This window comes from Deinococcus sp. JMULE3 (genome assembly GCF_013337115.1).
Lineage (GTDB): Bacteria > Deinococcota > Deinococci > Deinococcales > Deinococcaceae > Deinococcus.
In genome coordinates, this window is the sequence record NZ_SGWE01000004.1 from 3,051,749 (window position 1) to 3,076,601 (window position 24,853).

The following is a 24,853-nucleotide window of genomic DNA, read 5'->3' on the forward strand; positions in this document are numbered from 1 at the left end:
GGGTTGAAAGTAGAAAGTTGATGGTCGATAGAGAGGTGTTCCATCAACTGTCAACCATCAACCATCAACCCTCGGCAGGTGCCCCGTGCTGACCGTGCGGCGGTTTTTCGCCACGCTGGGGCCGGGCGTGGTGTGGCTGGCCGTGTTCCTGATCGTGCCTGCCCTGGTGATGCTGGGGTACTCGTTCCTGACGCGCACGGACCTCGCGCAGGTGGGCGGCCCGTGGACGCTGGAGTCCTGGCAGCGGGTGTTCGGGTACGACGCGCTGTTCCAGGAGTGGACCGGGGACAACGTGCGGGTGCTGTGGCGCAGCGTGTGGGTCGCCACGCTGAGTACGGCGCTGTGCGTGCTGATGGGGTACCCGCTGGCGTTCTACATCGCCCGGCAGGACGCGCGGCGCAAGAACCTGCTGCTGCTGCTGCTGATCATCCCGTTCTGGACGAACTTCCTGATCCGCGTGTACGCCTGGATCCTGATCCTGCGCCCCTTCGATCTGGTGCCCAGCCTGACCGCCACGCTGCTGGGCATGGTGTACGCGTTCGTGCCGTTCTTCGTGCTGCCCGTGTACTCCAGCGTCGAGAAGATCGACTGGCGCCTGCTGGAAGCCGCCGAGGACCTCGGCGCGCCGCCCGTCCGGGCGTTCCTGAGCGCCGTGTTCCCGCAGACCCTGCCCGGGCTGGTGGCGGGCATCCTCCTGACCTTCATTCCCGCGCTGGGCACGTTCGTCGTCAGCGACATCCTCGGCGGCGCGAAGACGGCCCTGGTGGGGAACCTCATCCAGAACCAGTTCGGGCAGGCGGGCGACTGGCCGTACGGCAGCGCCCTGAGCTTCCTCCTGATGGGCGCCGTGCTGCTGGGCCTGTGGGCGTACGCCCGCGTGGCCGGGCAGAAGGGCCTGGAGGAACTCGTATGAGTGCGCTGCGCGCACGGCTGATGGTTGATGGTCGATGGTTGAAAGAGGTTCCATCAACCATCACCCTTCGCCCATCGACGGCCCGGAGGGCACTGTGATCCGGCGGACGCATCCGGCCCTGAGCGTGTGGGCGTGGCTGGTGTACGCGTTCCTGTACCTGCCGATTGTCGTGCTGGTGGTGTTCTCGTTCAACGATTCGCGCTTCGGGGCGACGTGGGCGGGCTTTACCACCAAGTGGTACGGGGTGCTGTTCGCCCGCGCGGACGTGCGCGAGGCACTGGCGCACACGCTGGAGATCGCCCTGCTCAGCACGCTGGTCAGCACGGTGCTGGGCACCCTGGTGGGCCTGGGCCTGTGGCGGTACACGCTGCGCTTCCGCACGGCCCTGACGGGGCTGCTGGTCCTGCCGATCGTGGTGCCGGACGTGGTGATGGGGGTCAGTCTGCTGATGTTCTACTCGTTCGTCCGGCAGGGCCTGGAGCGCACCGGGTGGACCTTCGACAACGGCTTCTGGACGGTGCTGCTCGCGCACGTCACCTTCCAGATCAGTTACGTGGCGCTGACGGTGCGCTCGCGGCTCGCCGGGTACGGCCCGGAGCTGGAGGAGGCCGCGCGTGACCTGGGCGCGAGTGGCTGGGAGTCGTTCCGGCGGATCATTCTGCCGCTGGCGATGCCGGGCGTGCTGGCGGGCGCGCTGCTGGCGTTCACGCTGTCCCTGGACGATTTCGTGGTCACGTACTTCACGAGCGGGTCGGGCTTCAGCACGCTGCCCGTGCTGATCTACACGAACGTGAAGCGCGGCGTGACGCCGGACATCAACGCGCTGAGTGCGCTGCTGGTGCTCGTGACGGTGGTCGCCATCGTCGCGGCGAACGCGCTGCTTCGCCCCCGGCGGGACGCGTGAAGCGGGCCGCGCTGCTGGCCGCCGCGGGCCTGCTGCTCCTGAGCGGCTGTTACCGCGTGCAGAAACCCGCGCAGGCCCAGACGGGCGCGGCGGGTCAGGCGACCCCTGTCCCGCGCGGGGACGGGAAGACCCTTCGCATCTTCATCTGGTCGGAGTACATCGACCCCGATCTGGTGAAGGCCTTCGAGAAGGCGAACGGCGTGCGGGTCGTGCTCGACACCTTCGAGAGCAACGAGGCCATGCTCGCCAAGCTGCAGGGGGGCGGAGCGCAGTACGACCTCGCGGTGCCCAGCAACTACGTCGTGCAGACCATGGTGCGCGCCGGACTGCTCCAGCCTCTGGACAAATCCCAGATTCCCAACCTGAAGAACATCGCGCCCGGTTTCCTGAACGCCGACTACGACCCTGGGAACGTGTACTCCGTGCCGTACCAGTACGCCGCGACCGGACTGGCGTTCAACAGGCAGCGGTACGTGCCGCGGGACACCTGGGCGGAGATCTTCGGCCCGGATGACCGCCGCTCTTTCGTGCTGCTCGACGATCCGCGCGAGGTGATCGGCGCGGCCCTGAAATACCTGGGGTTCAGCGCGAACACCACCCGCGTCGAGGAACTGCGCGCCGCGCGGGACCTGCTGCGCCGCGTGGTGGCGAAGAAGGGCTTCCAGGGCTTCGACGGCGGCCCCGGCACCCGCAACAAACTCCTGGCGAAGACCGTGGACCTCGGGCAGATCTACGTCGGTGACCTGCTGATCGCCACCGAGGAGGACGAGAACGTGCAGGTGCTGCTGCCCCGCCAGGGCACGACCATCAGCATGGACACCCTGGTCGTCCTGAAACGCAGCCCCAACCCCGAACTGGCGCACCGCTTCATCGACTTCATCCTGGACGGGGAAAACGGCGCGCAGCTCAGCAACTACACCTACTACGCCACCCCGAACGCCGCCGCCCGCTCGTACCTGGACGACTTCCTGAAGGACATCCCGGCGTTGAATCCGCCTGCCGCGTGGCTCACGGACGGCCGACTGGACTTCATCGGCGAGCTGCCAGGAGGGCGCCCGCAGCGGCTGTACGACCGCATCTGGACGGAACTCAAGAGCCGCTGACCTGGTCTGCATCGGCGCGTCGCCTCTGACCGGGGCGGCGCGTTGGCCTTGCACTGTGCCCCGCACTGACCTACCGTGCGCGCATGACCCACAGTCCCGTCACCGTGCGCGCCGCGGCCCGTGCGGACGTGCCCGCCATCACTGACATCTACAATCACGCGGTCGAGCACACGACCGCCTCGTACGACCTCGAACCGGTCACGCTGGAATCGCGCCTGGACTGGTTCGACGAGAAAACCGCGCACGGCTGGCCCGTCTGGGTCGCCGTCAGTGGGGAAGAGGTGGTCGGCTGGGCGACCTTCGGGCCGTTCCGCGCCAAGCCCGGCTACCGCTTCACCGCCGAGCACAGCGTGTACGTCCGGGACGGTCTGCGCGGGCAGGGCGTGGGCGGCGCCCTGATGCTCCCGCTGATCGAGGAGGCGCGCGCGCGTGGGCTGCACTCGCTGATCGGCGGGGTGGATGCCGAGAACGCCGGGAGCCTCGCGTTCCACGAACGGCTGGGCTTCACGCCGGTCGCGCACTTCCGGCAGGTGGGTCACAAGTTCGGGCGCTGGCTGGACCTCGTGTTCGTGCAGAGGTTGCTGAACGCAAGCTCAGATTGAGCATCCTCTCTAGACAGGGCTGAAATCATTCGACGGTCAGAATGGGCCAGCCCTGTTCAACTCATCACATTTCTGCATTTCAAATGCAAATTTTGCTTGGGCAATTCCATTCATGCGCCAGTTAATTCATGAGGTTGATTTGAGTTGACCTCGCGCCCAGATGCAGTTCTTGACCCTGCATTCATACGCCAATATATTTAGCTCGCTGGAAAACGAAATCTGGACCTCAAGCTCACCGGCTGCGCGCCGGAACTTGTCGTATTTCCTTTCACGCACCCTGGAGGACCCCATGAAAAAAGCCCTGACTCTTGCCCTCGCCCTGACGGTCGGCACCGCCGCCGCCCAGAGCGCCTTCGTCTGGCCCGCCGCCTGGACCGCTGAACAGAACACCGCGAACAAACGCGGCGGTGAACTGCGCCTGTCCGCCATCAGCGACTTCAAGACGATGAACCCCTTCACCAGCAGCGAAGCGGACAGCATCCCTGACCGCATGGAAACCGGCGCCGGTCTGTTCACCCAGGACCCCCGCAACGACGAGTTCATCCCGTACATGGCCGCTGCTCCCGCCGTGGTCAGCAACAACAACAAGCGCTTCGTGGTCAAGATCCGCCAGGGCATGAAGTTCAGCGACGGTCAGGCCATCACCGCCGACGACTGGGTCACCACCTGGAAGATCCACACCGACGACAAGGTCGGCAGCAACAGCCGCGACTCCTTCTTCCTGGTCGGCAAGCCCATCACGGTCAAGAAGATCGACAACTACACCCTGCAGTTCGACTTCCCCCAGCCCAGCGCCAGCGCCCTGAGCATCCTCAGCTACGCCCCCTGGCCTGACCACGTCTTCGGCAAGGCCTACCGCGAGGGCGGCGCCGACGCCATCAAGAAGATGTGGGGCCTCTCCACCCCCGCCAGCCAGATCGTCAGCCCCGGCATGTGGGTCGTCGAGTCCTACCGCGCCGGCGAGCGCACCGTGTTCAAGAAGAACAACAACTGGGGCGACTGGAACAAGGACAGCCGCGGTCAGGAACTGCCCTACCTGAGCAACCTCTCCGTGCGCATCGTCGCCGACGCCAACGCCTCCCTGGCCGCCTTCCTGGCCGGTCAGATCGACATCGTCGGCATGCGCAACGCCGACGACCTGGCCCAGACCAAGCGCGCCATCGACAACGGCAGCCTGAAGGCCTTCCTGAAGCCCAACGTCAGCCCCCAGGCCACCAGCCAGTGGATCACCTTCAACTGGAACAAGGCCAGCGACCCCGCCAAGCAGAAACTGTTCCGTGACGTGCGCTTCCGCCGCGCCATGAGCCACATCGCCAACCGTCAGGCCATGGTGCAGCTCGCCCTGGGCGGCCTGGGTAGCGAGACCTACTTCAGCGTCTACCCCATCTTCAAGAACCAGATCGAGGCGGGCCTCGCCGCCGGCGCCCCCCAGTACAAGTACGACCTCGCGCAGGCCAGCAAGCTGCTCGCGCAGATCGGCTACACCAAGAAGAACGCCCAGGGCTACCTGGTCGACAAGAGCGGCAAGGTGCTGGAATTCAACCTGAGCACCAACGCGGGCAACACCGTCCGCGAGCAGCTGGGCCGCATCTTCGCCGACGAGGCCAAGAAGGTCGGCGTGAAGGTCAACTTCACCCCCATCGACTTCAACACCCTGGTCGGCCAGCTGACCTCCAAGGGCGAGAACCGTCCCTTCGACGCCATCCTGCTGGGCCTGTCCGGCGGCAGCAACATCTGGAGCTTCGGCAGCAACGTCGTCCCCTGCGGCGGCAACCTGCACTCCTACAACAACCCCACCGACGGCAAGTGCGCCACCAGCCAGGAACAGCTGATGACCAAGCTGTACTACCAAGGCGACGCGGAACTGAACGACGCCAAGCGCCGCGCCATCGGCGGCCAGCTGATGAAGGCCGAAGGCGAACTGCAGCCCGTCATCTACCTCGTGGGCGGCAACTTCCACGTGGCCTTCAACGAGCGTCTGGGCGGCGAATTCGCAGCCAACATGATGGACGCCTACTACGGCCAGCGCTTCCAGGCCCTGACCTTCATCAAGTAAGCGACCAGAGCAGCACGCTGCTCCCACGGGGGGTGGTCCGCCCGCGCGGACTGCCCCCCACACCCATGACGCCCCACGGAGTACCCGCATGATCCCATTCCTCCTGCGCCGCCTGGTGCAGTCCATCCCCACCCTGTTCCTGGCCAGCATCCTGATCTTCTTCGTGATCCAGCTGGCCCCCGGCGACTTCCTGACCCCGGCCAAGCTCAACCCGAACATCAGCCCCGAGTCGCTGGCCGCCCTGGAACGCAACTTCGGCCTGGACCGACACCCCATCGAGCAGTACTTCCTATGGATGAAGAACATGCTCTTCAACTTCGATCTGGGCCTGTCGTTCTCGTACCAGCAGCCCGTGCTGGACGTCATCAAGCCCCGAATCGCCAACTCGATGTACCTGGTGCTGCTGTACACGGTGCTGTTCTACGCCATCGCCATTCCCATCGGCGTGTTCGGCGCCGTGCGGCAGAACTCGCTGGGCGACAAGACCATCAACGTCATCCTGTACTTCCTGCTGGGCTTCCCCAGCTTCTTCCTGGCGCTGATCGTCATCTACTTCATCCTGCAGGTCCGTACCGCGACCGGCTGGGACATCCCCATCAACGGCATGACCAGCAACGGATACGACAGCATGACCCCGGTCCAGAAATTCCTGGACATCGTCAAGCACCTCGCGATTCCCGCGATCATCCTGGCCGTCAGCGACGCCGCCGGACTGACCCGCGTCATTCGCGGCCAGATGCTGGAAGTCATGCGCTCGGACTACATCCGCACCGCGCGCGCCAAGGGCGTCAGCGAACGCACCGCCATCTGGAAGCACACCTTCCGCAACGCCATCCTGCCCATCGTGGCGAACATCGGGGGCCTGCTGCCCAGCGCGGTCGCCGGCGCCGGATTCATCGAGGTCGTGTTCGCGTACCCAGGCATGACCCCCATGATCCTCGACGCGATCAACGCGCAGGACCTGTACCTCATCGCGGGCTTCACCGTGATCACCACCGTCCTGCTCGTGATCGGCAACGCCCTGAGCGACATTCTCCTCGCGGTCGTAGACCCGCGCATCAAGGTCGGCTGACATGACCACCACCGCTCCCACCACCCCCGCAAAGAAGGACAAGGCCCTCGGCCAGTCGCAGCTGTCTGTCGCGTGGCAACAGTTCCGCAAGAACCGCCTCGCTCAGGCCGGCGGCCTGATGCTGATCCTGCTGTACCTCATGGCGATCTTCGCGCCGTTCATCGCGCCGGACGCCCTGTCCTCGTACTCGACCAGCAACATCACCCGCTTCCACCCCCCCACCCCCATCCAGTTCCGGGACCCCGACACCGGCGCGTTCACGCGTCCCTACGTGTTCAAGTACACCCAGCAGCTGAACATGGACACCTTCGTGAACGAGTTCAAGCCCACCACGGAACGCTGCCCGCTGTACTTCGGCGTGCGCGGGGCCAGCTACAAGATCCTGGGCCTGTTCCCCGGCAACCTGCACCTGTTCGGCACGACCAAGGAAGAGTGCAGTCTGTACCTGTTCGGCGCCGAGGACCTGGGCCGCGACCTGTTCACCCGCACGCTGTACGCCTCGCAGATCAGCCTGACCATCGGCTTCGGCGCGGTGCTGATCACCACCCTGATCGGCCTGATGATGGGCGCCATGGCCGCGTACTTCGGTGGCATCGTCGACACGATCATCATGCGCCTCGTCGAGGTGCTTGCCGCGATCCCCTCACTGTTCCTGCTGCTGCTGCTGCGCAGCGTGTTCCCCAAGGACATCAACCCGATCCTGGCGCTGTACGTGATCCTGGGCATCCTGGCCTTCATCGGCTGGGGCGGCTTGGCCCGCGTCGCGCGCGGGCAGCTGCTCAGCGTGCGTGAACAGGACTTCGTGTCCGCCGCCAAGAGCCTCGGCGCCAGCGACAACCGCATCATGTGGCGCCACATGCTGCCCACCCTGACGACCTACGTGATCGTCACGACCAGCCTCGCCATCCCCAGCTTCATCCTGCTGGAATCCGGCCTGAGCTTCCTGGGGATCGGCGCCGTGGAACCCTACGCCTCGTGGGGCAGCCTGCTGAAAGCCGCGCAGGACGGCGGCCTGAGCAGCCTGAACACCCGCCCCTGGGTCCTGATCCCCGGCTTCTTCATCGTGTTCACCGTCATGTGCTTCCAGCTGCTCGGCGACGGGCTGCGCGACGCCTTCGACCCGCGCAAACGCTCCTGACCCCAGCCCACGTCCGGCGCGGCCCATTTCGCTGGCCGCGCCGAACGTGACAGAACGCCCTAGAATCCCTAACGGTTGTATGATGCACAACGTGTTGAAAACGGAGGAACAATGACCCACCAGGGTGAAGTCCTGTTGGCCGTGAACGGCCTGAAAACTTACTTCAGTACCGACGACGGTGTCGTGAAGAGCGTCGACGGCGTGACCTTCCACATCAAGAAAGGCGAAACCCTCGCCGTCGTGGGCGAATCCGGCTCCGGCAAGAGCGTCACCAGCCTGTCGGTCATGCGCCTGATCCCGACCCCTCCCGGCAAGATCGTGGAAGGGGAGATCCTCTTCACCGGCAAGGACGGCGTTCAGAAGAACATCGTCACGCTGAGCGAAGCGGACATGCGCAAGATCCGCGGGAACGACATCTCCATGATCTTCCAGGAGCCCATGACCAGCCTGAACCCCGTCTATACCGTCGGGGACCAGATCGCTGAAGCCGTCATGCTGCACCAGGGCAAGAACAAGAAGGACGCCATGGGCGTCGCCACCGACATGCTGCGGTTCGTGGGCATCCCCGCCCCGGAAAAGCGCGTCAACGAGTACCCGCACCAGATGTCCGGCGGGATGCGTCAGCGCGTCATGATCGCCATGGCCCTGAGCTGCAAACCCGCCCTGCTGATCGCCGACGAGCCCACCACCGCGCTCGACGTGACCATCCAGGCGCAGATTCTCGACCTGATGCGCAACCTGCAGAAGGAAGTCGGGATGAGCATCCTGTTCATCACGCACAACCTCGGGGTCGTGGCCGAGATGGCCGACCGCGTCGTCGTGATGTACGGCGGCCGCGTGGTCGAGGAAGGCGACGTCGTGGACATCTTCCAGGCGCCCCGCCACCCCTACACCATCGGTCTGCTGAACTCCATCCCCAGACCCGGCGAGTACGAGCACGTGCCCGGCCAGCCCAAGGGCCGCCTGGAAGCCATTCCCGGCAACGTGCCCAACCCCCTGAACCTGCCGCCCGGCTGCGCCTTCGAGCCCCGCTGCAAGTTCGCCGTTCCCGACTGCTCGAAAGCTGTTCCCGCCCTGGAAGACACCGGGCAGGGCCACATGTCCCGCTGCATCCGCTGGCGTGAACTCGCGCAGGCGCAGCGTGAGGTGACCGCATGACCGCCGTAAGCAAAGACCGCCGCAGCATGCCCGCCATGGGCGAGACGCTGCTGGACGTCCAGAACCTCGAAAAATACTTCCCGATCCGCGGAGGACTGCTGTCCCGCGTCGTCGGGAACGTCAAGGCCGTCAACGACGTGTCCTTCAAGATCGGGCGCGGCGAAGTGGTCGGCCTGGTGGGCGAATCCGGCTCCGGGAAGACCACCGCCGGGCGAGCCATCCTGCGCCTGATCGAACCGACCGGCGGGCAGGTGCTGTTCAACGGCACCGACATCACCAAGCTGTCCAAGGGGCAGATGCGTGACTACCGCCGCGAGATGCAGATCATCTTCCAGGACCCGTTCGCCAGCCTGAACCCCCGCATGACCGTCAGCGACATCATCGGCGAGGCCATGCAGATCCACAACCTGCACCCCGGTAAGGGCCGCATCGACCGCATCGCCGAACTCCTGCAGAAGGTCGGCCTGCGCCCCGAGCACATGCGCCGCTACCCGCACGAGTTCAGCGGCGGCCAGCGCCAGCGCATCGGGATCGCCCGCGCCCTGGCCGTGGACCCCGCGTTCATCGTCGCCGACGAGCCCGTCTCGGCGCTCGACGTGTCGATCCAGGCGCAGGTCGTGAACCTGCTGCAGGACCTGCAGGAAGAACTGGGCCTGACCGTGCTGTTCATCGCGCACGACCTCGCCGTCGTCGAGTACATCTGCGACCGCATCATCGTGATGTACCTGGGCCGCGTCATGGAAATCGCGCCCAGCCGCGAACTGAACCGCAACCCCAAACACCCCTACACGGAAGCGCTCCTGTCGGCCGCGCCCGTGCCCGACCCCACCGTCAAACGCCAGCGCATCATCCTGGAAGGCGACATCCCCAGCCCGATCAACCCGCCGTCGGGGTGCGTGTTCCGCACCCGCTGCCGCTACGCGATCGCCGACTGCGCCAACATCGTCCCCGAACTGCGCGAAGTCGCCCCCGGCCACTTCAAGGCCTGCATCCGCGACGACATCCTCTAAGCGTCCCGAGCAGACGAACAGCCCGCCACCCCACATCCGGGGCGGCGGGTTTTCTGTCGCGTTCCTGACGCACGCTCTCACATCTCATATTGAGCGGCGGGTCACCATCCAGACATGAAAAACAGCCTGTCCGTCGCCGCTGCCGTCGCCACCACCCTCGCCCTCGGAAGTGCCAGCGCCGCCGACCTGCGCATCTACCCCAGCTTCAGTGAGGTGCGTGAACCCGTCACCGCCGACACGAACACCCTCCGCCTGAACCTGCCCCTCGACACCTGGCAGAACATTCTGTCCGGCAGCCTCGACCTCGAAGGCCTCACCTTCACGCAGGCCATCCAGAAACAGGAAGCGAACTGGCTCAGCAGCCTCGAAGGCCAGACCATCTATCTGCGCCGAGACGGCAAAACCGAACCCGTCACCCTGATCCGCGCCCGCGACCTGCTCGTCAAGGACGCCCAGGGCCGCTACTTCACCGCCCGCTACGAAGACCTCCAGTTCGACGCCGCGCCACCCGCCAACCCCCAGGCCCCCACCCAGAGCGTCACCTACACCCTCGCCCAGCCCGGCAAGGGCACCCTGAGCTACCTGACCCGCGCCGTCACCTGGACCCCCCGCTACACCCTGAAAGCCAGCAGCAGCGGCGCACAACTGGCCGCCCTGGCCGACATCCGCAACACCACCGAACAGGCCTACGACGTCCAGAACACCGAACTCTACGCCGGAGACGTCAACATCCAGAACCAGCAGGAAGCCGCCTACATGATGCGCGGCGCCGCCATGGACGTCATGACCAGCGCCGCCCCCGCCCCCAAGATCGAAAGCCAGGGCGAACTCCGCGGCCTCTACCGCTACGCCCTCACCACCCCCTTCCAACTCCCCGCGAACAGCGTCACCACCCTCCCCTTCATCACCCCCAAACTCAACACCTTCGAACGCTACGCCGGCCTCCAGACCTACTTCGACCCCAGCCCCCGCGAAGGCAACCTGAACCGCTCCTACCGCCTCAAAGCCGACCAGCGCCTCCCCGCAGGCCCCATCACCGTCCGCGAAGACGGCCGCATCGTCGGCCAGACCAGCATCCCCGACACCCGCCAGGGCGGCACCATCGACTTCTCCTTAGGCGAAGACCCCGACCTCAGCTACACCCGCACCGTCCAGCAGACCGCCCAGACCAAAGACACCAAAGGCAACATCACCAAAACTACCTACCGCGTCACCTACGCCTTTGAAAGCAGCAAAGACCGCGCCGTCCGCGCCGAAATCACCGAACGCATCGGCGGCCGCATCATCATCATCGACACCAGCGCCCCCGTCAAAAACCAGGGCACCGCGAACCTGCGCGTCGACGTGCCCGCCAAGGGCAAGGTCAGCAAGAGCTTCACGGTCGTGATCGACAACAGCTGAAGCTTCAGCGGGATGTGGGCCTCTCCGGATTTCCTGGGAGGCTCATTTCGTTCGTCGCCCCACCCCCCAGCCCCCTCCGCAAGCGGCTCATACGAGTACCCCAGAGGGGCAGGGGGAGCGGTCGCTGCGCTCGGCAAGAGGCTTTACTGTTGCGGCGCGGTCGGCATAGGCAGTGACGGGTCCGGCCTCGACGCCATCCTGTCGCCCCCGTAAGGCCCGCGCGCTTCGCGCACGACGGCCGGTGGCAGTCGGCGGTCAGTAGGTGGGTGGGACGTTTCGTTCCGCTGATCGACTTTCTTTGTGCCTTGCTCCTCCCCCTTCAGGGGGGAGGCCGGGTGGGGGTGGTTCACAGCCCAGTCGCTCAGAGGATGCCACCCAGGTACTCCAGCACGTTCACCTTCACGGGCATGAAGTACGCGTGCTGCTCCCGCTCGCGGGCGAAGGTCAGGAGGTCACGGGCGAACGTGCGGTTGCAGTCCAGGGTGGGCGTGAACGTGCGGGGGAACACCGCGTGGTTCCGGGCGCGCCAGTAGTTGAAGCTGGCTTCCGTGAGAATGCTCGTCGCGCCCCACCACACGTCCGTGCCGTCCGGCAGGAGGTCCGCCCAGGTGTCCAGCAGGCGCAGGTCGAAGAACGGCTGCGTGAAGAACCCGGCCGCGCCCGCGTCCAGCTTGCGCTCCAGGTAATCCCGCTCGCGGACGAACGACTGCCGGTACGGGTCCAGCCCGGCGTACACCCGCAGGTGCGGCGCGTCGCGGTTCAGGCGGCGGATCAGGTCCACGGCGTCCTGGTCGTACACCTTCGCGCTCATGTCGATCGGGGCGTCCCCGGTCACGACGAGCACCTCACGAATGCCGTGTTCCTCCAGCATGGGCAGGAACGGCAGCGGCTCACGCGGGTTGAAGTCCACGGCGCGCAGGTGCGGAATCGCCGCGAAACCCGGCCGGGCGAAGCCGCACCCCACCCAGGAGCGCAGCGAGTACCGCGTCAGGTCCGGCACGTTCACGGTATCCACGCCGCTCAGCGCGCCTGCGACCTCCGCGATCTCCGCGCGCAGGCCAGAACGGGACCGGGGCACCAGCTCGACAGACACTCGCGTCACTGGCCGCCTCCGGCCGCGGTCGATGGTTGAAGATTGATGGTTGACGGGTTCCGACCATCAACTATCAACTGTCCACTTTCAACACCCGCCGGGTCATACGCGAGGATCGGTCCCAGCCAGCGTTCGGTTTCCTCGATGCTCTGGCCCTTGCGGCGGGCGTAGTCCAGGGTCTGGTCGCGGCCGATGCGGCCCACGGCGAGGTAGCGGGCCTCAGGGTGCGCGAAGTACAGGCCCGACACGGCGGCGGCGGGCGTCATGGCGCACGACTCGGTCAGGCGCAGGCCGACTTCCCCTGCGTTCAGGAGGGTGAACAGCGTGCGTTTCTCGGTGTGGTCGGGCTGCGCGGGGTAGCCGGGCGCGGGGCGGATACCCTGGTACCGTTCGCGGATCAGGTCGTCGTTGCCCAGCGTCTCCTCGGGCGCGTAGCCCCAGTGGCGCACGCGGACGTCCCGGTGGAGTTTCTCCGCGAAGGCCTCGGCCAGCCGGTCTGCGATCGCCTTGACCAGAATGGCGTTGTAATCGTCGTGCTGCGCCTCGAACGCGGCCGCGAGTTCCTCCGCCCCGTGAATCGCCACGGCGAACGCACCGATGTGATCCCCGTCCGGCAGGATGAAGTCCGCCAGTGCCGCGTTCGGCGTGGTCTGGTCGCGCTGCTGCCGCAGGGTGTGGAGGATGGTTGATGGTTGATGGTTGATAGATGACGGGGTCTGGTCGTTTCCATCAACCATCAACCGTTCAATATCAACCACGATGTCGTCTCCGTCGCGCCGGGCGGGCCACAGGCCGATCACGCCGCGCGCGGTCAGCAGATTCTCGTCGATGGCGCGTTGCAGCAGCGCCTGTGCGTCGGCGAACAGTTTGCGGGCTTCCTCGCCGCGCAGGGGGTCGGTGAGGATGTTCGGGTAGATGCCCTTCATCTCCCAGGCGATGAAGAACGGCGTCCAGTCGATGAAGTCCAGCAGCTCCGCGATGGGTTGCTCGATGATCTGACGGCCCGGTTCGCGTGGGGCGGGCGCGGGGGTGGGGGAGACCTGGGGTGCGCGGGCGCGGGCGTCCTCGATAGGAATGAGGCGCACCTGCCGTCCGCCGTGCCGTTCGCGCAGCGCGTCGTACTCCTCGCGGACGCGGTCCTGCACGCCTGCCGGGTCGGCCAGCAGGTCGGCGGTGGTCGTCACGGCGCGACTGGCGTCCAGCACGTGCACCACGGGGCCGGGGTACGCGGGGTCGATCTTCACGGCGGTGTGCGCGCGGCTGGTGGTCGCCCCGCCGATCAGCAGGGGCAGGGTCAGGCCGCGGCGGGTCATCTCGCGGGCCACGGTGACCATCTCGTCCAGGCTGGGGGTGATCAGGCCGCTCAGGCCGATGACGTCCGCGCCGATCCGCTCGGCCTCGTCGAGGATCTTCTCGGTGGGCACCATCACGCCCAGGTCCGTCACCTGATACCCGTTGCAGGCCAGCACCACGCCGACGATGTTCTTGCCGATGTCGTGCACGTCGCCCTTCACGGTTGCCAGCAGCACTTTGCCTTTGCCGCCGGCCTCCTGCTTCTCGGCTTCCATGTACGGCGTGAGGTACGCCACGGCGCGTTTCATCACGCGGGCGGACTTCACGACCTGCGGGAGGAACATCTTCCCGGCCCCGAACAGGTCGCCCACCACGTTCATGCCGTCCATCAGGGGTCCCTCGATGACCTTCAGCGGCGAGCCGAGTTCCTGATACGCCTCCTCGGCATCCACGTCCACGAAGTCCGCGATGCCCTGCACGAGCGCGTGCTTCAGGCGTTCCTGCACCGGCAGGTCACGCCAGGGGCTGCCCGCGCCGACCTCGCGCTTGATGCCCTTGTAGCGGTCGGCGAGTTCCAGCAGCCGTTCCGTGGCGTCGGGGCGGCGGGCCAGGATCACGTCCTCCACCGCGTCGCGCAGCTCGGGTTCGATGTCCTCGTACACGGCGAGCATCCCGGCGTTCACGATACCCATGTCCAGCCCCGCGCGGATCGCGTGGAACAGGAACACGGCGTGCATCGCCTCGCGCACGTGGTTGTTCCCCCGGAACGAGAACGACACGTTGCTGATCCCGCCCGACACGAGGGCACCCGGCAGGTTCGCCTTGATCCAGCGGGTCGCCTCGATGAAGTCGATGGCGTAACGGTCGTGCTCCTCGATGCCGGTCGCGACGGTCAGCACGTTCGGGTCGAAGATGATGTCCTGCGGCGGGAAGCCCACCTGTTCAGTCAGCAGGCGGTACGCGCGGGAGGTGATCTCGATGCGCCGTTCCAGATTGTCGGCCTGTCCCTGCTCGTCGAAGGCCATGACGACCGCCGCCGCGCCGTAACGCCTCAGGAGGCGGGCGCGTTCCAGGAACTTCTCCTCGCCGTCCTTGAGGCTGATCGAGTTCACGACCGCCTTGCCCTGCACGCGCTTGAGGCCCGCCTCCAGGATCTCCCACTTGCTGGAATCCAGCATCAGCGGCACGCGGCTGATGTCCGGTTCACCGGCCAGGAGGTTCAGGAACTTCACCATGGCGGCCTCGCCGTCGAGCATGCCCTCGTCGAAGTTCACGTCCACGATCTGCGCGCCGTTCTCGACCTGCTGCCGCGCGATCTTCAGGCCCGCGTCGAAGTCCCCGGCCAGGATGGCCTTAGCAAATTTGGGGCTGCCGGTCACGTTCGTCCGCTCGCCGACGTTCACGAAGTTCAGTTCCGGCGTGACGTTCAGCGGTTCCAGGCCGCTCAGGCGCAGCACGGCGGGCTGCTCCGGGGCCGTGCGCGGCGTGATCTCGCGCACCGCGTCGGCAATCGCGCGGATGTGCTCGGGCGTGGTGCCGCAGCACCCACCCACGATGTTCACGAGGCCCTCGCGGGCGAAGTCGGCCAGCACGCTCGCCGTGTGCTCCGGCGTCTCGTCGTACTCCCCGAAGGCATTCGGGAGGCCCGCGTTCGGATGCACCGACACCAGCGCCTCTGTGTTCGCGGCGATCTCGCGCAGGTGAGGGCGCAGCAGGTCCGCGCCCAGCGCACAGTTCAGACCCAGGCTGAACAGGTTCGCGTGCCCGGTGCTGATCGCGAAGGCTTCCGGCGTCTGCCCACTCAGCGTGCGGCCGGACGCGTCCGTGATCGTGCCCGACAGCATCACCGGCAGCGTCTTCCCGGTGCGGGCGAAGGCCTCCTCGCAGGCGAACAGCGCCGCCTTGGCGTTCAGGGTGTCGAACACCGTCTCCAGCAGCAGGAGGTCCGCGCCCCCCTCGATCAGGCCCTCGGCGGCCTCGGTGTACGCGGCCACCAGATCGTCGTAGGTCACGTTGCGGAATTCCGGGCGTTCCACGTCCGGCGAGAGGGTCGCCGTGCGGTTCGTCGGGCCGATGCTCCCCGCCACCCACCTGGGTTTCCCGTCGCGAGCTGTGAACTCGTCGGCCACCTCGCGCGCCAGCCGCGCGCCCTGCACGTTCATCTCGCGCGCCATGCTTTCGGTGCCGTAGTCCGCCTGACTGATCGTCGTGGAGTTGAAGGTATTCGTGCTGGCGATATTCGCCCCCGCCTCGAAGTACGCGCGGTGCACGGCGCGGATCACGTCTGGCTTCGTCAGCTGGAGCAGGTCGAAGTTCCCCCGGTACATCCGCAGCGGATCGGCGCCGTCCCAGCGGAAGTCGGCCTCGGTCAGTCCGGCCTGCTGGAGTTGCGTGCCCCACGCTCCGTCCAGAATCAAGATTCTCTTGCGCGCCTCGGCGCGGATATCGGTACTCATGGTCTACCCCTGTACAGCAGAAAGCCGCCCCTGGGCGGCCTCGAAAGTCCTTGCGCGAGTGCTGCGCCGCTTCTGGGCCATCGTCCCCGCTCGCACCATCGTCAGCGCACCCACGCGGGTCTTCTCTGAAAGCACCGAGTGCCGCAATGAGGGCCGGTTGCCACGCCATCACAGGGCAGAAAATTCCCTCCGGCGGTTCTGGATGACCACGCCCGGCAGGCGCGGTTCCCGGCAGGATAGCGCGCCGCGTGAGCCGCCCACCGTGACGTGCATGGACAGGGCCGCCGGGTTCAGGGCGTCTTCACCCAACCTGAATGCTTTAGAAAGCAAAGTAAGGGGTTCGACAGTCGGCCCGCCTGTCGGCGCATAAGGTGTCGCCCATGACCAAGAACATCCTCGTGGTGATGTCCAGCGAAGACCAGCTCCCGCTCAAGGACGGCCAGACCCACGCCACCGGCTTCTACCTCAACGAATTCGGCGTGCCCGCCCACCGCCTGACCCAGGAGGGCCACAAGCTGACCATCGCCACGCCCAAGGGGAACCGCCCCCCCATGGACCACGGCAGCGACACCAAGGACTTCTTCAAGGACGAGGCCGAACACCAGCAGATCAAGGCCTTCGTCGAGCAGACCCTCAGCGGACCCATCCACAAGCTGAGCGACGCTGCCGCGAACCTCGACCAGTTCGACGCGGTGTTCCTGCCCGGCGGGCACGCCCCCATGATCGAACTCATGCGCGACGCCGACCTGGGCAAGGTCCTGCGCCACTTCCACGAGAAGGCCCAGCCCACCGCGCTGATCTGCCACGCACCCGTCGCCCTGCTCGCCGCGCAGCAGGACGCCGCCGCCTACCAGACGGCCCTGCAGAACGGCGAGACGCCCGCCGCGCAGGACTTCATCTACGACGGGTACAAGGCCACCGTGTTCAGCACCCCCGAGGAGCAGGACGCCGAGAAGACCTTCGAGGCCCCCATGCAGTACTACCCCGCCGACGCCCTGCGCGCCGCGGGCATGGACGTGCAGAACGGCGGCAAGTACACCAGTCACGTCGTGCGTGACCGTGAACTCATCACCGGGCAGAACCCCATGAGCGACGAGGAATTCGTCACCGCCCTCCTCGGCGCGCTGAAGGGCGACACGGTGAACGCATGAGCGTCATCGCCGTCCACGCCATCATCACGCCCAAACCCGAGCACGTCGACACCGTCCAGGCCGAGATGCTGAGCATGGTCAAGGCCAGCCGTCAGGAGGAAGGCAACCTCCGCTACGACCTGCTGCGCGAGGAGAAGGACGGCACCGTCCGCTTGCACGTGCAGGAACGCTACCGCGATCAGGCCGCCGCGCAGGCCCACCGCGACAGCGAGCACTACCAGGCGTACCGCGCCAAGGCCGGCGACTGGTTCGCCAGCGCTCCCGAGGTGACGGTGCTTCAGGAAATCGACGTCGCCTGACCTGACACACGTACGAGGCCGCCACCGGATCAGGTCCGGGAGGCGGCCTCCCGCGTATGCTCAACGCGTCGCGGGGACCGCACCGGATGCCAGCGCGGCCAGCAGTGGGTTCAGCACGTCCCAGCCCTCTGTCCCACCGGGGCTCAGGAGGGTCCGCGCCTCGGCGGCCAGGGCGGACGCGACCTCCCGCTCGCCCTGATCGAACGCCAGCGCCGCCTGCTCCGCGACGATCAGGCCCCGGATCGACCCGGCGTTCAGGGTGCGGGCGCTGTCGTCCGCCTCGCGCAGCGCCGCCGACGCCTCGCACCACTGCCCCATTCGGCGCAGGCACGCCCCGACCTTCCACAGGCTCAGCACCCGCCCGCGCGACAGCGTGCCCGCCGGGAGGACGTCCACCGATTGCCGGTACGCCACCGCCGCCTGCGCGTACTCTCCGGACCGGTACGCACCGTACCCCAGCCAGTACAGGACGTTCGAGGCCCGCACCGGCAGTCGCTCGCGCGTCAGGGTCAGCGCCTCCTGCAGCCACTCCGCCGACGCGGGCCAGTCCTCCAGGCACGCCATGGCTGCGCCACCCTCCAGCAGCAGCGCCGAGCGGACATCGTCATCCAGCGCCCCGCCGAAACGCCCCAGGGCTGCCCGCACCTCCGCGACCGCCAGGGCGTACTCGTCCCGTTCCGTGTGCCACTTCGCGCGCCGCGCGGCGAGGTCTGCCCAGCACCCCGCGTCGTCCAGCCCGGCCGCGAGCGCCGCCAGCGCGTCCAGTTCCGCCTCGCGCCCCGGTTCGTCGTCCAGGTGGCGGCACAGCTCACTGCGGGCTACCCGCACTGCGAACGCCTGACGCGGCGGCGCCCCGCACGCCAGCGCCCGCCCGTACAGCGCGAACGCGTCGGCGTGCGCGAACAGCCCCTCGGCCTCCCGCGCCGCCCGCACCCACAGCGGCCACGCCCGCTCCGGCTGCCCGCCCGCCTCGAAATGCTGCGCGACGGTGCCCGCCGGAGTGCCGTCCGGGGCCAGCGCCGCCAGCTGCCCATGCAGGTGCCCGCGCCGGGCGGTGCCCAGGTCCTCCAGCAGCGCCCGGCGGTGCAGGTCATGCCCGAACCGGAACCCCGCGCCGTCCGGGGTGACCAGCCGCGCCTCCTGCGCCCGCTCCAGCTCGTCCAGCGCCTCCCCGACCGGCACGCCCACGCACCCCGCCACCAGCGACACGGGGAAGGACTCGCCCCACAGCGCCCCCGCCTGCAGCAGCTGCCGCGTCACGCGCCCCAGCCGCTCCACCCGGCCCCGGATCGCCTGCGTCACCGACGGCGGGACCGGCACCTCGGCGTAATCCACCGTGAACGCATCGAACGGCGTGTGCCAGCGCCCACCCCGCTCCGCGAGCAGACCCCGCTCGCGCAGGTCGCGCAGCGTCTCCATCAGGAACAGCGGGTGCCCGGCGGTCGCCTCGAACAGCCGCGCGGTGAACAGCGGCGCCTCCCCACCCGCCAGTCCCGCGATCAGCTCGTTCACAGCCTCTCTGGGCAACTCGGTCAACGTGAGGCGCGCCGGGTTCACGCGGCCCAGCACCGCCAGCACCTCCGCCCGCTCCTGCAACTCCCCCGGGCGGGCCGACAGCCACACGTGCCGCGCGCCCCGGTGCAGCGCAAGGAACGCCGCCTCCAGCGACCCGGCGTCCAGCCAGTGCAGGTCCTCCACGACCACCGCGCGCCCACCCGCCAGGGCCAGCAGCGCCTGCGCCAGCACGTCCAGCATCGCCCCACGGTCCGTGGACGCCACGCCGCCCGGCGCGCTCAGGGCCGCCGCCAGCCCCGGCCGCAGGAACTCCGGGCACCACGCCAGCCCGCTCGTATCCGAACGGAACGCGTCCAGCAGCGCCCCGAACGGCAGCGGCGTCAGCTCCGGCGCGCCGCGCAGCACCAGCGCGTCCCCCGCCGCCTCGCGCAGCAGGCGGGACTTCCCGATCCCTGCCTCGCCCAGCACCAGCATCGTCCGCGCCGCGCGCAGCGCCAGCACCTCCGCCGCGCGGCCCACCAGCGCCGCCGCCGGAGGAGCCGCCGGGCGGTCCCGCTCCAGTCCCTCGGCCAGCACCCGCGTGGCGGGCAGCGGCTCGGCCCCCAGCTCGTCCCGCAGGCGGCGGCACAGCGACCGGTACGCGTCCAGCGCGTCCTCGCGGCGCCCCATCGCGGCCAGGACCTCCATCTGTGCCCGCACGCTCCGCTCGCGCAGCGGGTCCAGCGTCAGCGCCTGTGCGTGCGCCGAGAGCGCCGCCGCCCACCCACCCCGACCCGCCTCGAACGCCGCCAGGGCGTCCAGCGCCCGCAGCTGCTCCTCCAGCGCCTGACCTGCCACGCGCTCCTGCCACTCCTCGAACTGCGCCGCGCCCGGTACGCTCAGGTGATCCAGGAACCGCCCCCGCGCGAACGCCGCCGCGCCCGCCACGTCCCCCGACGCCAGCGCCGCCCGCAGCGCGAGGAGGTCCACCTGCACCTCGCCCCGCAACGCCACCGCGCCCGGCCCGACCTCCAGCCAGTCCGACAGGCCCGCTCCCTTCAGGCGGTGCAGCTGCACCCGCAGGTTCCGCCGCGCCGCGTCCCCCTCCTGATCGGACCACAGCAGGTCCGCCAGCACCTCGCGCGGCGTCTCGCCCTCGACCGCCAGGAACATGAGCAGCGCCAGACTCTTGCCCGTGACGTCCAGCGGCGCGCCCACCACGCTGGCGCGGGGCACACCCAGCGTCCGCAGGACCAGCACTGACCCGGTGTTCATGAGTGTCCCCAGTGTACCGCGCAACGCCCGTGCAACACCCCCCCGGTCAGACTGATCAGCAAGGAGCCCCCGTGACCCCCCCGAATCCCCCCACCGAGTACCTGATCCGCATCGAACCCCTTGCCCCATCCGCCACTGCACCGTCACGACCGACGGTCCGGCTGGAACCGCAGGGCCGACCCCAGGACGCCCGCACCTTCCATGACGTGGACGAACTGCTGCGTCACCTGTGGCTGCTGCTGGAAGGGCGCGGCATACGCTGAAGCCACCATGGGAAGAGGTCGGGCCATGACGCGCCCGACCTCTTCCTGTTCCGACTGTGTTCAGCCGACCGTGCCCTGACGCGCCGCGCGGGCCTTGAGAACCTGCGGCACCACCAGCGCCGCCACCACGATCAGCAGGATGAACGCCGACAGCGGCTGCCGCACGAACACGCTCATGTCCCCGCCGCTCTGCTGCATGGCGGTCCGGAACTGACTCTCCGCGACCGGCCCCAGGATCACGCCGATGATCGCGGGCGTGACCGGGAAGTCGAAGCGGCGCATGCCGTAGCCGATCACGCCGAAGATCGCCAGCAGGAACAGGTCGAACACGCTGTTGTTCAGCGAGTACACGCCCACCGTGCTGAACACCAGAATCCCGGCGTACAGGAACGGACGGGGAATCAGCAGCAGTTTCGCCCAGACCGGCGCGAGCGGCAGGTTCAACGCGAGCAGCATGACGTTCCCGATGTACAGGCTGGCGATCAGGCCCCACACCAGTTCCGGGCTGGTCACGAACAGCAGCGGCCCGGGTTGCAGGCCGTACTGCTGGAAGGCGGCCAGCAGGATCGCGGCGGTCGCGCTGGTCGGCAGGCCCAGCGTCAGCAGCGGCACCAGCACGCCCGCCGCCGAGGCGTTGTTCGCCGCTTCCGGCCCCGCCACGCCCTCGATGGCGCCCTTGCCGAACTCCTCGGGGTGCTTGCTGAGTTTCTTCTCCAGCGTGTACGACAGGAACGTGGGGATCTCCGCGCCGCCCGCTGGGATCGCGCCGAACGGGAAGCCCAGCGCCGTGCCGCGCAGCCAGGGTTTCCACGAGCGCCGCCAGTCCTCGCGGTTCATGCGGGCGTTCCCGTCCAGCTTGATCACGCTGGCCTTGCCCTTGCGCAGGCGGCTGGCGACGAACAGCGTCTCGCCGATGGCGAACAGGCCGATCACGACCGTCACGAAGTCAATCCCGTCGAGCAGTTCCGGGTAGCCGAGCGTGAAGCGCGCCTGACCACTCTGGAGGTCCGTGCCGACCAGGCCGATCGCCAGACCCAGGAACAGGCTGATCAGGCCGCGCAGGGGCGACCCGCCGAACGTGGCGCTGATGGTCACGAACGCCAGCATGATCAACGCGAACTTCGCGCTGGGCGGGATCTGCACCGCCACGTCCGCGATGGCGGGCGCGGCGAACGTCAGCAGGATGGTGCCGATGGTGCCCGCCACGAACGACCCGATCGCGGCGGTCGCCAGTGCGGCGGCGGCGCGGCCCCGCCGGGCCATCTTGTTCCCTTCCAGCGCGGTGATGATGCTGCTCGACTCGCCCGGCGTGTTCAGGAGGATGCTGGTGGTGCTGCCGCCGAACATTCCGCCGTAGTAGATCCCGGCGAACATGATGAACGCACTGACGGGCGGCAACTGCGCCGTGACGGGCAGCAGCAGCGCGACCGTCAGGGCCGGGCCGATGCCCGGCAGCACGCCGACCAGCGTGCCCAGCGTGACGCCGATCAGCGCCCACAGCAGGTTCAGCGGGGTCAGGGCCGTCTCGAAGCCCGCCAGCAGGGAGGTGACGGCCTCCATCACAGCACCCCTTTCAGAATGCCGGGCGGCAGGGTCAGGCCCAGGCCGCGCGTGAACACCACGTACGTGACCAGCGCGACGATCAGCGCGACGCCCGCCAGCAGAGGCAGGCGGCGCTCACCGAACGCGAAGCCCACGCTGAAGTACATGACGGCCGTGCCCACCACGAAACCCAGCGGCACCAGGATCAGCGACCCGATCAGGAAGCCGCCCAGGATCAGGCCCGGCTGACGCAGGTCCGGCTGGGCGTCCGGGTCGCTGTCCTCCTCGGCGGCGGGTTCGGCCCGGGAGCCGCGCAGGGTCGCCACGAGCAGCAGCGCGCCCAGGGCCAGCGTGCCGACGGACACGATCATCGGGAACACGCGCGGCCCGACGAAGGCATTGATGCCGAACGGGATCTTCAGCGTACCGATCAGCAGGAGCGCCCCGACGATCAGGACGCCCACGGCGACCAGCAGGTCCGGAACGCTCAGCGCGGGCCGCGCGGGCGGGGTGAGGGTGGGGGAGGGGTCAGACATTCACGTACCTCGGCGGGGGTGGGGGTGGGGGAACGTGGGGCCGGGCGGCGCGAAGGAAACTCGCCACCGCCCGGCACGACCAGCTGCAGGCCTTACTTCACGAGGCCGATGTCTTTCAGAATCTCGCGGGTGCGGCTGGCTTCCAGCTTCAGGAACACGTCGAACTTGCTGCCGCTCATGTACAGGTCCGTCCAGTTGCGGGTCTTCAGGGTGTCCTTCCATTCCTTGCTGGCGTGCAGCTTGTCCATCACGGCCACCAGCGCGGCCTTCTCACTGCTGCTCAGGCCGGGGGCGGCCACGATGCCGCGCCAGTTGGCGAGTTCCACGTTGAAGCCCTGTGACTTCATGGTGGGCACCGGAATGCCGGGCTGCGCCTTGGGGGCGCTGATGCCCAGGGCGCGCAGTTTCCCGGCCTTGATCTGCGCCTCGAACTCGCCGTACCCGGCGACGGCGGCCGTCACCTGATTGCCCAGCACCGCGGCGAGGGTTTCACCGCCGCCGCTGAACGGCACGTAGTTCATCTTCTTCGTGTCCACGCCTGCCGCCTTGGCGAACAGCCCGACGAGCATGTGGTCGGTGCCGCCGGCGCTGCCGCCCGCGAAGGGCAGATTCGGGTTGGCCTTCCACGCAGCGGCCAGGTCGCCCAGGTTCTTGTAGGGGCTGCTGGCGGGCACCACGATGACCTCGTACTCGCCGGTCAGGCGGGCAATCGGCGTGACGCGGCTGAGGTCCACCTTCGAGGAGTTCGTCTGGATCGCGCCGACCATCACGAGGCCCATGGTCATCAGGAGGTTCCCGTCGCCCTTGCTGTTGTACAGCTGCGCCAGGCCGATGGTGCCGCCCGCGCCGGGCACGTTGAACACCTGCACGGGCTTGGCGATGCCCTGGTTCTGCAGGACGGTCTGGATGGCGCGGCTCGTCTGGTCCCAGCCGCCGCCGGGGCTGGCGGGAGCCATGATGCGCAGGTTGCTGACGCCCTGGGCGGTGACGGGAGTGGCGAGGGTCAACAGCGCGGACGCGGCCAGAATGGCGGTTTTCTTCATGGGTGTTCCTCCGGTGAGGGGGTGGGTTGTGGTGTCCCCCGTAAAGTACGCCCCCCGGACCGGCGGAACAAGGTGTTTTTTGCGTGCTGGCCGCGCAATCCGTGCACGCAATGCACGCCCGTGAACGGAATGTACGCAACCCCTGCCAAGGTGGGGCTGCCGCCTCCTACAATCGGGAGCGAACACCCATGAACCGACGCCGTCCCAACCTGCAGGGCCGACTGGTGCGCCTGCACCTGATCGTCCTGTGCGCCATGACCGCTCTGCTGGTCGGCGTGCAGACCGCGCAGCTGTACGGCGAGGCCCGCGAACGCCTGGGTGAACGCGCCCTGACCGCCAGTCGCATCGTGGCGAAACTACCCGCGGTGGTGCAGGGCACCGAGAAGGGCACGCAGGACGCTGGCCTGAACGCCCAGGTGAACCTGCTGCGCGAGGAGGCCGGCGCGGACTTCATCGTGGTCGGGAATGCGCGGGGTATCCGGCTGGCGCACCCCGTCCCCGAACGGCTGGGTAAACCCATGGAGGGCGGCGACAACGTGCAGCCGCTGGCCGGGCAGGAGGTCGTGTCGGTCGCGCGCGGCAGCCTGGGCCTGAGTGTGCGCGGCAAGGTCCCCGTCTGGGCGGGCGGCGTGCCCGGCACGCGCGTGGTGGGCGTGGTCAGCACCGGGTACCTCATGCCGCAGGTGTGGCATCTGGTGGGCAGCGCACTGATCAGCCTGCTGCCGTGGTTCGTGCTGGCGCTGGGCCTGGGCACCGTCGGCGCGGTGTGGGCCGCGCGGCGCCTGCGGGCCGAGATCCTGAACCTGGAACCCGAGCAGATCGCCGCGCTGGCCCGCCAGCAGCGCGCCGTGCTGGCCGCCCTGCGTGAGGGCGTGCTGGCGGTGGATGCGGGCGGGCTGGTCACGCTCAGCAGCGACCGCGCCGTGACCCTGCTGGGCGGCCAGAGTCCCCGCGCCACTGGCGACCCTCTGGCCGGAACTGGCCCTCCTGACCGCCGGCCACCCGGTCGCCCGCGCGCAGAACCTGGAAGTCACGCTGCGCGGCCAGCCGG

Annotated in this window: 19 protein-coding genes and 1 pseudogene; 14 read left to right on the forward strand and 6 right to left on the reverse strand. The window is 68.1% G+C overall.

The features are described 5' to 3' along the window. Nucleotides 1-85 precede the first annotated feature (85 nt). The 10 genes from EXW95_RS17785 to EXW95_RS17830 all read left to right on the forward strand — a co-directional run bounded on the left by EXW95_RS17785 (nucleotide 86) and on the right by EXW95_RS17830 (nucleotide 11,357). On the forward strand, nucleotides 86-913 hold the full coding sequence (locus tag EXW95_RS17785) for an ABC transporter permease (RefSeq protein ID WP_371810147.1): 828 nt from the start codon (nucleotides 86-88) through the stop codon (nucleotides 911-913). A 94-nt stretch (nucleotides 914-1,007) separates the two neighbouring features. Continuing rightward, nucleotides 1,008-1,817 (forward strand): ABC transporter permease, encoded by an 810-nt coding sequence (locus tag EXW95_RS17790; protein ID WP_371810148.1) that lies wholly within the window; start codon nucleotides 1,008-1,010, stop codon nucleotides 1,815-1,817. Further along, entirely contained in the window at nucleotides 1,814-2,920 is a 1,107-nt protein-coding gene (locus tag EXW95_RS17795) for a spermidine/putrescine ABC transporter substrate-binding protein (RefSeq protein WP_174368588.1), read from the forward strand. The genes EXW95_RS17790 and EXW95_RS17795 overlap by 4 nt, the downstream gene beginning before the upstream one ends. Nucleotides 2,921-3,003: 83 nt before the next feature. Continuing rightward, entirely contained in the window at nucleotides 3,004-3,522 is a 519-nt protein-coding gene (locus EXW95_RS17800; protein WP_174368589.1) for a GNAT family N-acetyltransferase, read from the forward strand. A gap of 289 nt (nucleotides 3,523-3,811) precedes the next feature. After that, nucleotides 3,812-5,578, forward strand: coding sequence for an ABC transporter substrate-binding protein (locus tag EXW95_RS17805; RefSeq protein WP_174368590.1), 1,767 nt, complete (start codon nucleotides 3,812-3,814; stop codon nucleotides 5,576-5,578). An 88-nt stretch (nucleotides 5,579-5,666) separates the two neighbouring features. Continuing rightward, entirely contained in the window at nucleotides 5,667-6,650 is a 984-nt protein-coding gene (locus EXW95_RS17810) for an ABC transporter permease (RefSeq protein WP_174368591.1), read from the forward strand. A gap of 1 nt (nucleotide 6,651) precedes the next feature. After that, entirely contained in the window at nucleotides 6,652-7,788 is a 1,137-nt protein-coding gene (locus tag EXW95_RS17815; protein WP_174368592.1) for an ABC transporter permease, read from the forward strand. Between the two features lie 111 nt (nucleotides 7,789-7,899). Beyond that, nucleotides 7,900-8,946 carry an ABC transporter ATP-binding protein gene (locus EXW95_RS17820; protein WP_174368593.1) on the forward strand — a complete coding sequence of 349 codons (1,047 nt, stop codon included), beginning with the start codon at nucleotides 7,900-7,902 and terminating at the stop codon, nucleotides 8,944-8,946. After that, on the forward strand, nucleotides 8,943-9,956 hold the full coding sequence (locus EXW95_RS17825; protein ID WP_305852129.1) for an ABC transporter ATP-binding protein: 1,014 nt from the start codon (nucleotides 8,943-8,945) through the stop codon (nucleotides 9,954-9,956). The genes EXW95_RS17820 and EXW95_RS17825 overlap by 4 nt, the downstream gene beginning before the upstream one ends. Nucleotides 9,957-10,070: 114 nt before the next feature. Beyond that, nucleotides 10,071-11,357, forward strand: a complete 1,287-nt coding sequence (locus EXW95_RS17830; protein ID WP_174368594.1) for a DUF4139 domain-containing protein — start codon at nucleotides 10,071-10,073, stop codon at nucleotides 11,355-11,357. 361 nt (nucleotides 11,358-11,718) lie between these two features. Here EXW95_RS17830 and EXW95_RS17835 read toward each other — a convergent pair whose 3' ends face one another. After that, complete coding sequence (locus tag EXW95_RS17835; protein WP_174368595.1) at nucleotides 11,719-12,459, reverse strand: methylenetetrahydrofolate reductase; 741 nt, start codon at nucleotides 12,457-12,459, stop codon at nucleotides 11,719-11,721. Beyond that, nucleotides 12,456-16,199, reverse strand: a complete 3,744-nt coding sequence (gene metH, locus EXW95_RS17840; RefSeq protein WP_174368596.1) for a methionine synthase — start codon at nucleotides 16,197-16,199, stop codon at nucleotides 12,456-12,458. The genes EXW95_RS17835 and metH overlap by 4 nt, the downstream gene beginning before the upstream one ends. A gap of 380 nt (nucleotides 16,200-16,579) precedes the next feature. On the opposite strand from metH, the gene EXW95_RS17845 reads away from it, so the two are divergent. Together EXW95_RS17845 and EXW95_RS17850 are read left to right on the forward strand one after the other, a co-directional pair. After that, a complete protein-coding gene (locus EXW95_RS17845; protein ID WP_174368597.1) occupies nucleotides 16,580-17,350 on the forward strand; it encodes a type 1 glutamine amidotransferase domain-containing protein in 771 nt (256 codons plus the stop codon). After that, complete coding sequence (locus EXW95_RS17850) at nucleotides 17,347-17,649, forward strand: putative quinol monooxygenase (RefSeq protein WP_174368598.1); 303 nt, start codon at nucleotides 17,347-17,349, stop codon at nucleotides 17,647-17,649. Before EXW95_RS17845 ends, EXW95_RS17850 begins: the two co-directional genes overlap by 4 nt. Nucleotides 17,650-17,709: 60 nt before the next feature. Here EXW95_RS17850 and EXW95_RS17855 read toward each other — a convergent pair whose 3' ends face one another. After that, complete coding sequence (locus EXW95_RS17855; protein ID WP_174368599.1) at nucleotides 17,710-20,418, reverse strand: BTAD domain-containing putative transcriptional regulator; 2,709 nt, start codon at nucleotides 20,416-20,418, stop codon at nucleotides 17,710-17,712. A gap of 71 nt (nucleotides 20,419-20,489) precedes the next feature. Between EXW95_RS17855 and EXW95_RS17860 the strand changes: the two genes are divergently transcribed. Then, on the forward strand, nucleotides 20,490-20,681 hold the full coding sequence (locus tag EXW95_RS17860) for a hypothetical protein (RefSeq protein ID WP_174368600.1): 192 nt from the start codon (nucleotides 20,490-20,492) through the stop codon (nucleotides 20,679-20,681). Between the two features lie 60 nt (nucleotides 20,682-20,741). On the opposite strand, the gene EXW95_RS17865 is transcribed toward EXW95_RS17860, so the two are convergent. The 3 genes from EXW95_RS17865 to EXW95_RS17875 all read right to left on the reverse strand — a co-directional run bounded on the left by EXW95_RS17865 (nucleotide 20,742) and on the right by EXW95_RS17875 (nucleotide 23,802). After that, a complete protein-coding gene (locus EXW95_RS17865; protein WP_174368601.1) occupies nucleotides 20,742-22,241 on the reverse strand; it encodes a tripartite tricarboxylate transporter permease in 1,500 nt (499 codons plus the stop codon). Next, complete coding sequence (locus tag EXW95_RS17870; protein ID WP_174368602.1) at nucleotides 22,241-22,759, reverse strand: tripartite tricarboxylate transporter TctB family protein; 519 nt, start codon at nucleotides 22,757-22,759, stop codon at nucleotides 22,241-22,243. The genes EXW95_RS17865 and EXW95_RS17870 overlap by 1 nt, the downstream gene beginning before the upstream one ends. 92 nt (nucleotides 22,760-22,851) lie before the next feature. After that, nucleotides 22,852-23,802, reverse strand: coding sequence for a tripartite tricarboxylate transporter substrate binding protein (locus EXW95_RS17875; RefSeq protein ID WP_174368603.1), 951 nt, complete (start codon nucleotides 23,800-23,802; stop codon nucleotides 22,852-22,854). A 254-nt stretch (nucleotides 23,803-24,056) separates the two neighbouring features. Between EXW95_RS17875 and EXW95_RS20795 the strand changes: the two are divergent. Further along, nucleotides 24,057-24,437: pseudogene (locus tag EXW95_RS20795) on the forward strand (sensor histidine kinase); the annotation flags it as partial. Nucleotides 24,438-24,853: the final 416 nt, after the last annotated feature.

Bases quoted from the DNA above. Each gene is read 5' to 3' on its own strand.
- EXW95_RS17800 (WP_174368589.1), top strand. From the start codon at position 3,004: ATGACCCACAGTCCCGTCACCGTGCGCGCCGCGGCCCGTGCGGACGTG.
- EXW95_RS17805 (WP_174368590.1), top strand. From the start codon at position 3,812: ATGAAAAAAGCCCTGACTCTTGCCCTCGCCCTGACGGTCGGCACCGCC.
- EXW95_RS17810 (WP_174368591.1), top strand. From the start codon at position 5,667: ATGATCCCATTCCTCCTGCGCCGCCTGGTGCAGTCCATCCCCACCCTG.
- EXW95_RS17815 (WP_174368592.1), top strand. From the start codon at position 6,652: ATGACCACCACCGCTCCCACCACCCCCGCAAAGAAGGACAAGGCCCTC.
- EXW95_RS17820 (WP_174368593.1), top strand. From the start codon at position 7,900: ATGACCCACCAGGGTGAAGTCCTGTTGGCCGTGAACGGCCTGAAAACT.
- EXW95_RS17825 (WP_305852129.1), top strand. From the start codon at position 8,943: ATGACCGCCGTAAGCAAAGACCGCCGCAGCATGCCCGCCATGGGCGAG.
- EXW95_RS17830 (WP_174368594.1), top strand. From the start codon at position 10,071: ATGAAAAACAGCCTGTCCGTCGCCGCTGCCGTCGCCACCACCCTCGCC.
- metH (WP_174368596.1), bottom strand. From the start codon at position 16,199: ATGAGTACCGATATCCGCGCCGAGGCGCGCAAGAGAATCTTGATTCTG.
- EXW95_RS17845 (WP_174368597.1), top strand. From the start codon at position 16,580: ATGACCAAGAACATCCTCGTGGTGATGTCCAGCGAAGACCAGCTCCCG.
- EXW95_RS17850 (WP_174368598.1), top strand. From the start codon at position 17,347: ATGAGCGTCATCGCCGTCCACGCCATCATCACGCCCAAACCCGAGCAC.
- EXW95_RS17855 (WP_174368599.1), bottom strand. From the start codon at position 20,418: ATGAACACCGGGTCAGTGCTGGTCCTGCGGACGCTGGGTGTGCCCCGC.
- EXW95_RS17865 (WP_174368601.1), bottom strand. From the start codon at position 22,241: ATGGAGGCCGTCACCTCCCTGCTGGCGGGCTTCGAGACGGCCCTGACC.
- EXW95_RS17870 (WP_174368602.1), bottom strand. From the start codon at position 22,759: ATGTCTGACCCCTCCCCCACCCTCACCCCGCCCGCGCGGCCCGCGCTG.
- EXW95_RS17875 (WP_174368603.1), bottom strand. From the start codon at position 23,802: ATGAAGAAAACCGCCATTCTGGCCGCGTCCGCGCTGTTGACCCTCGCC.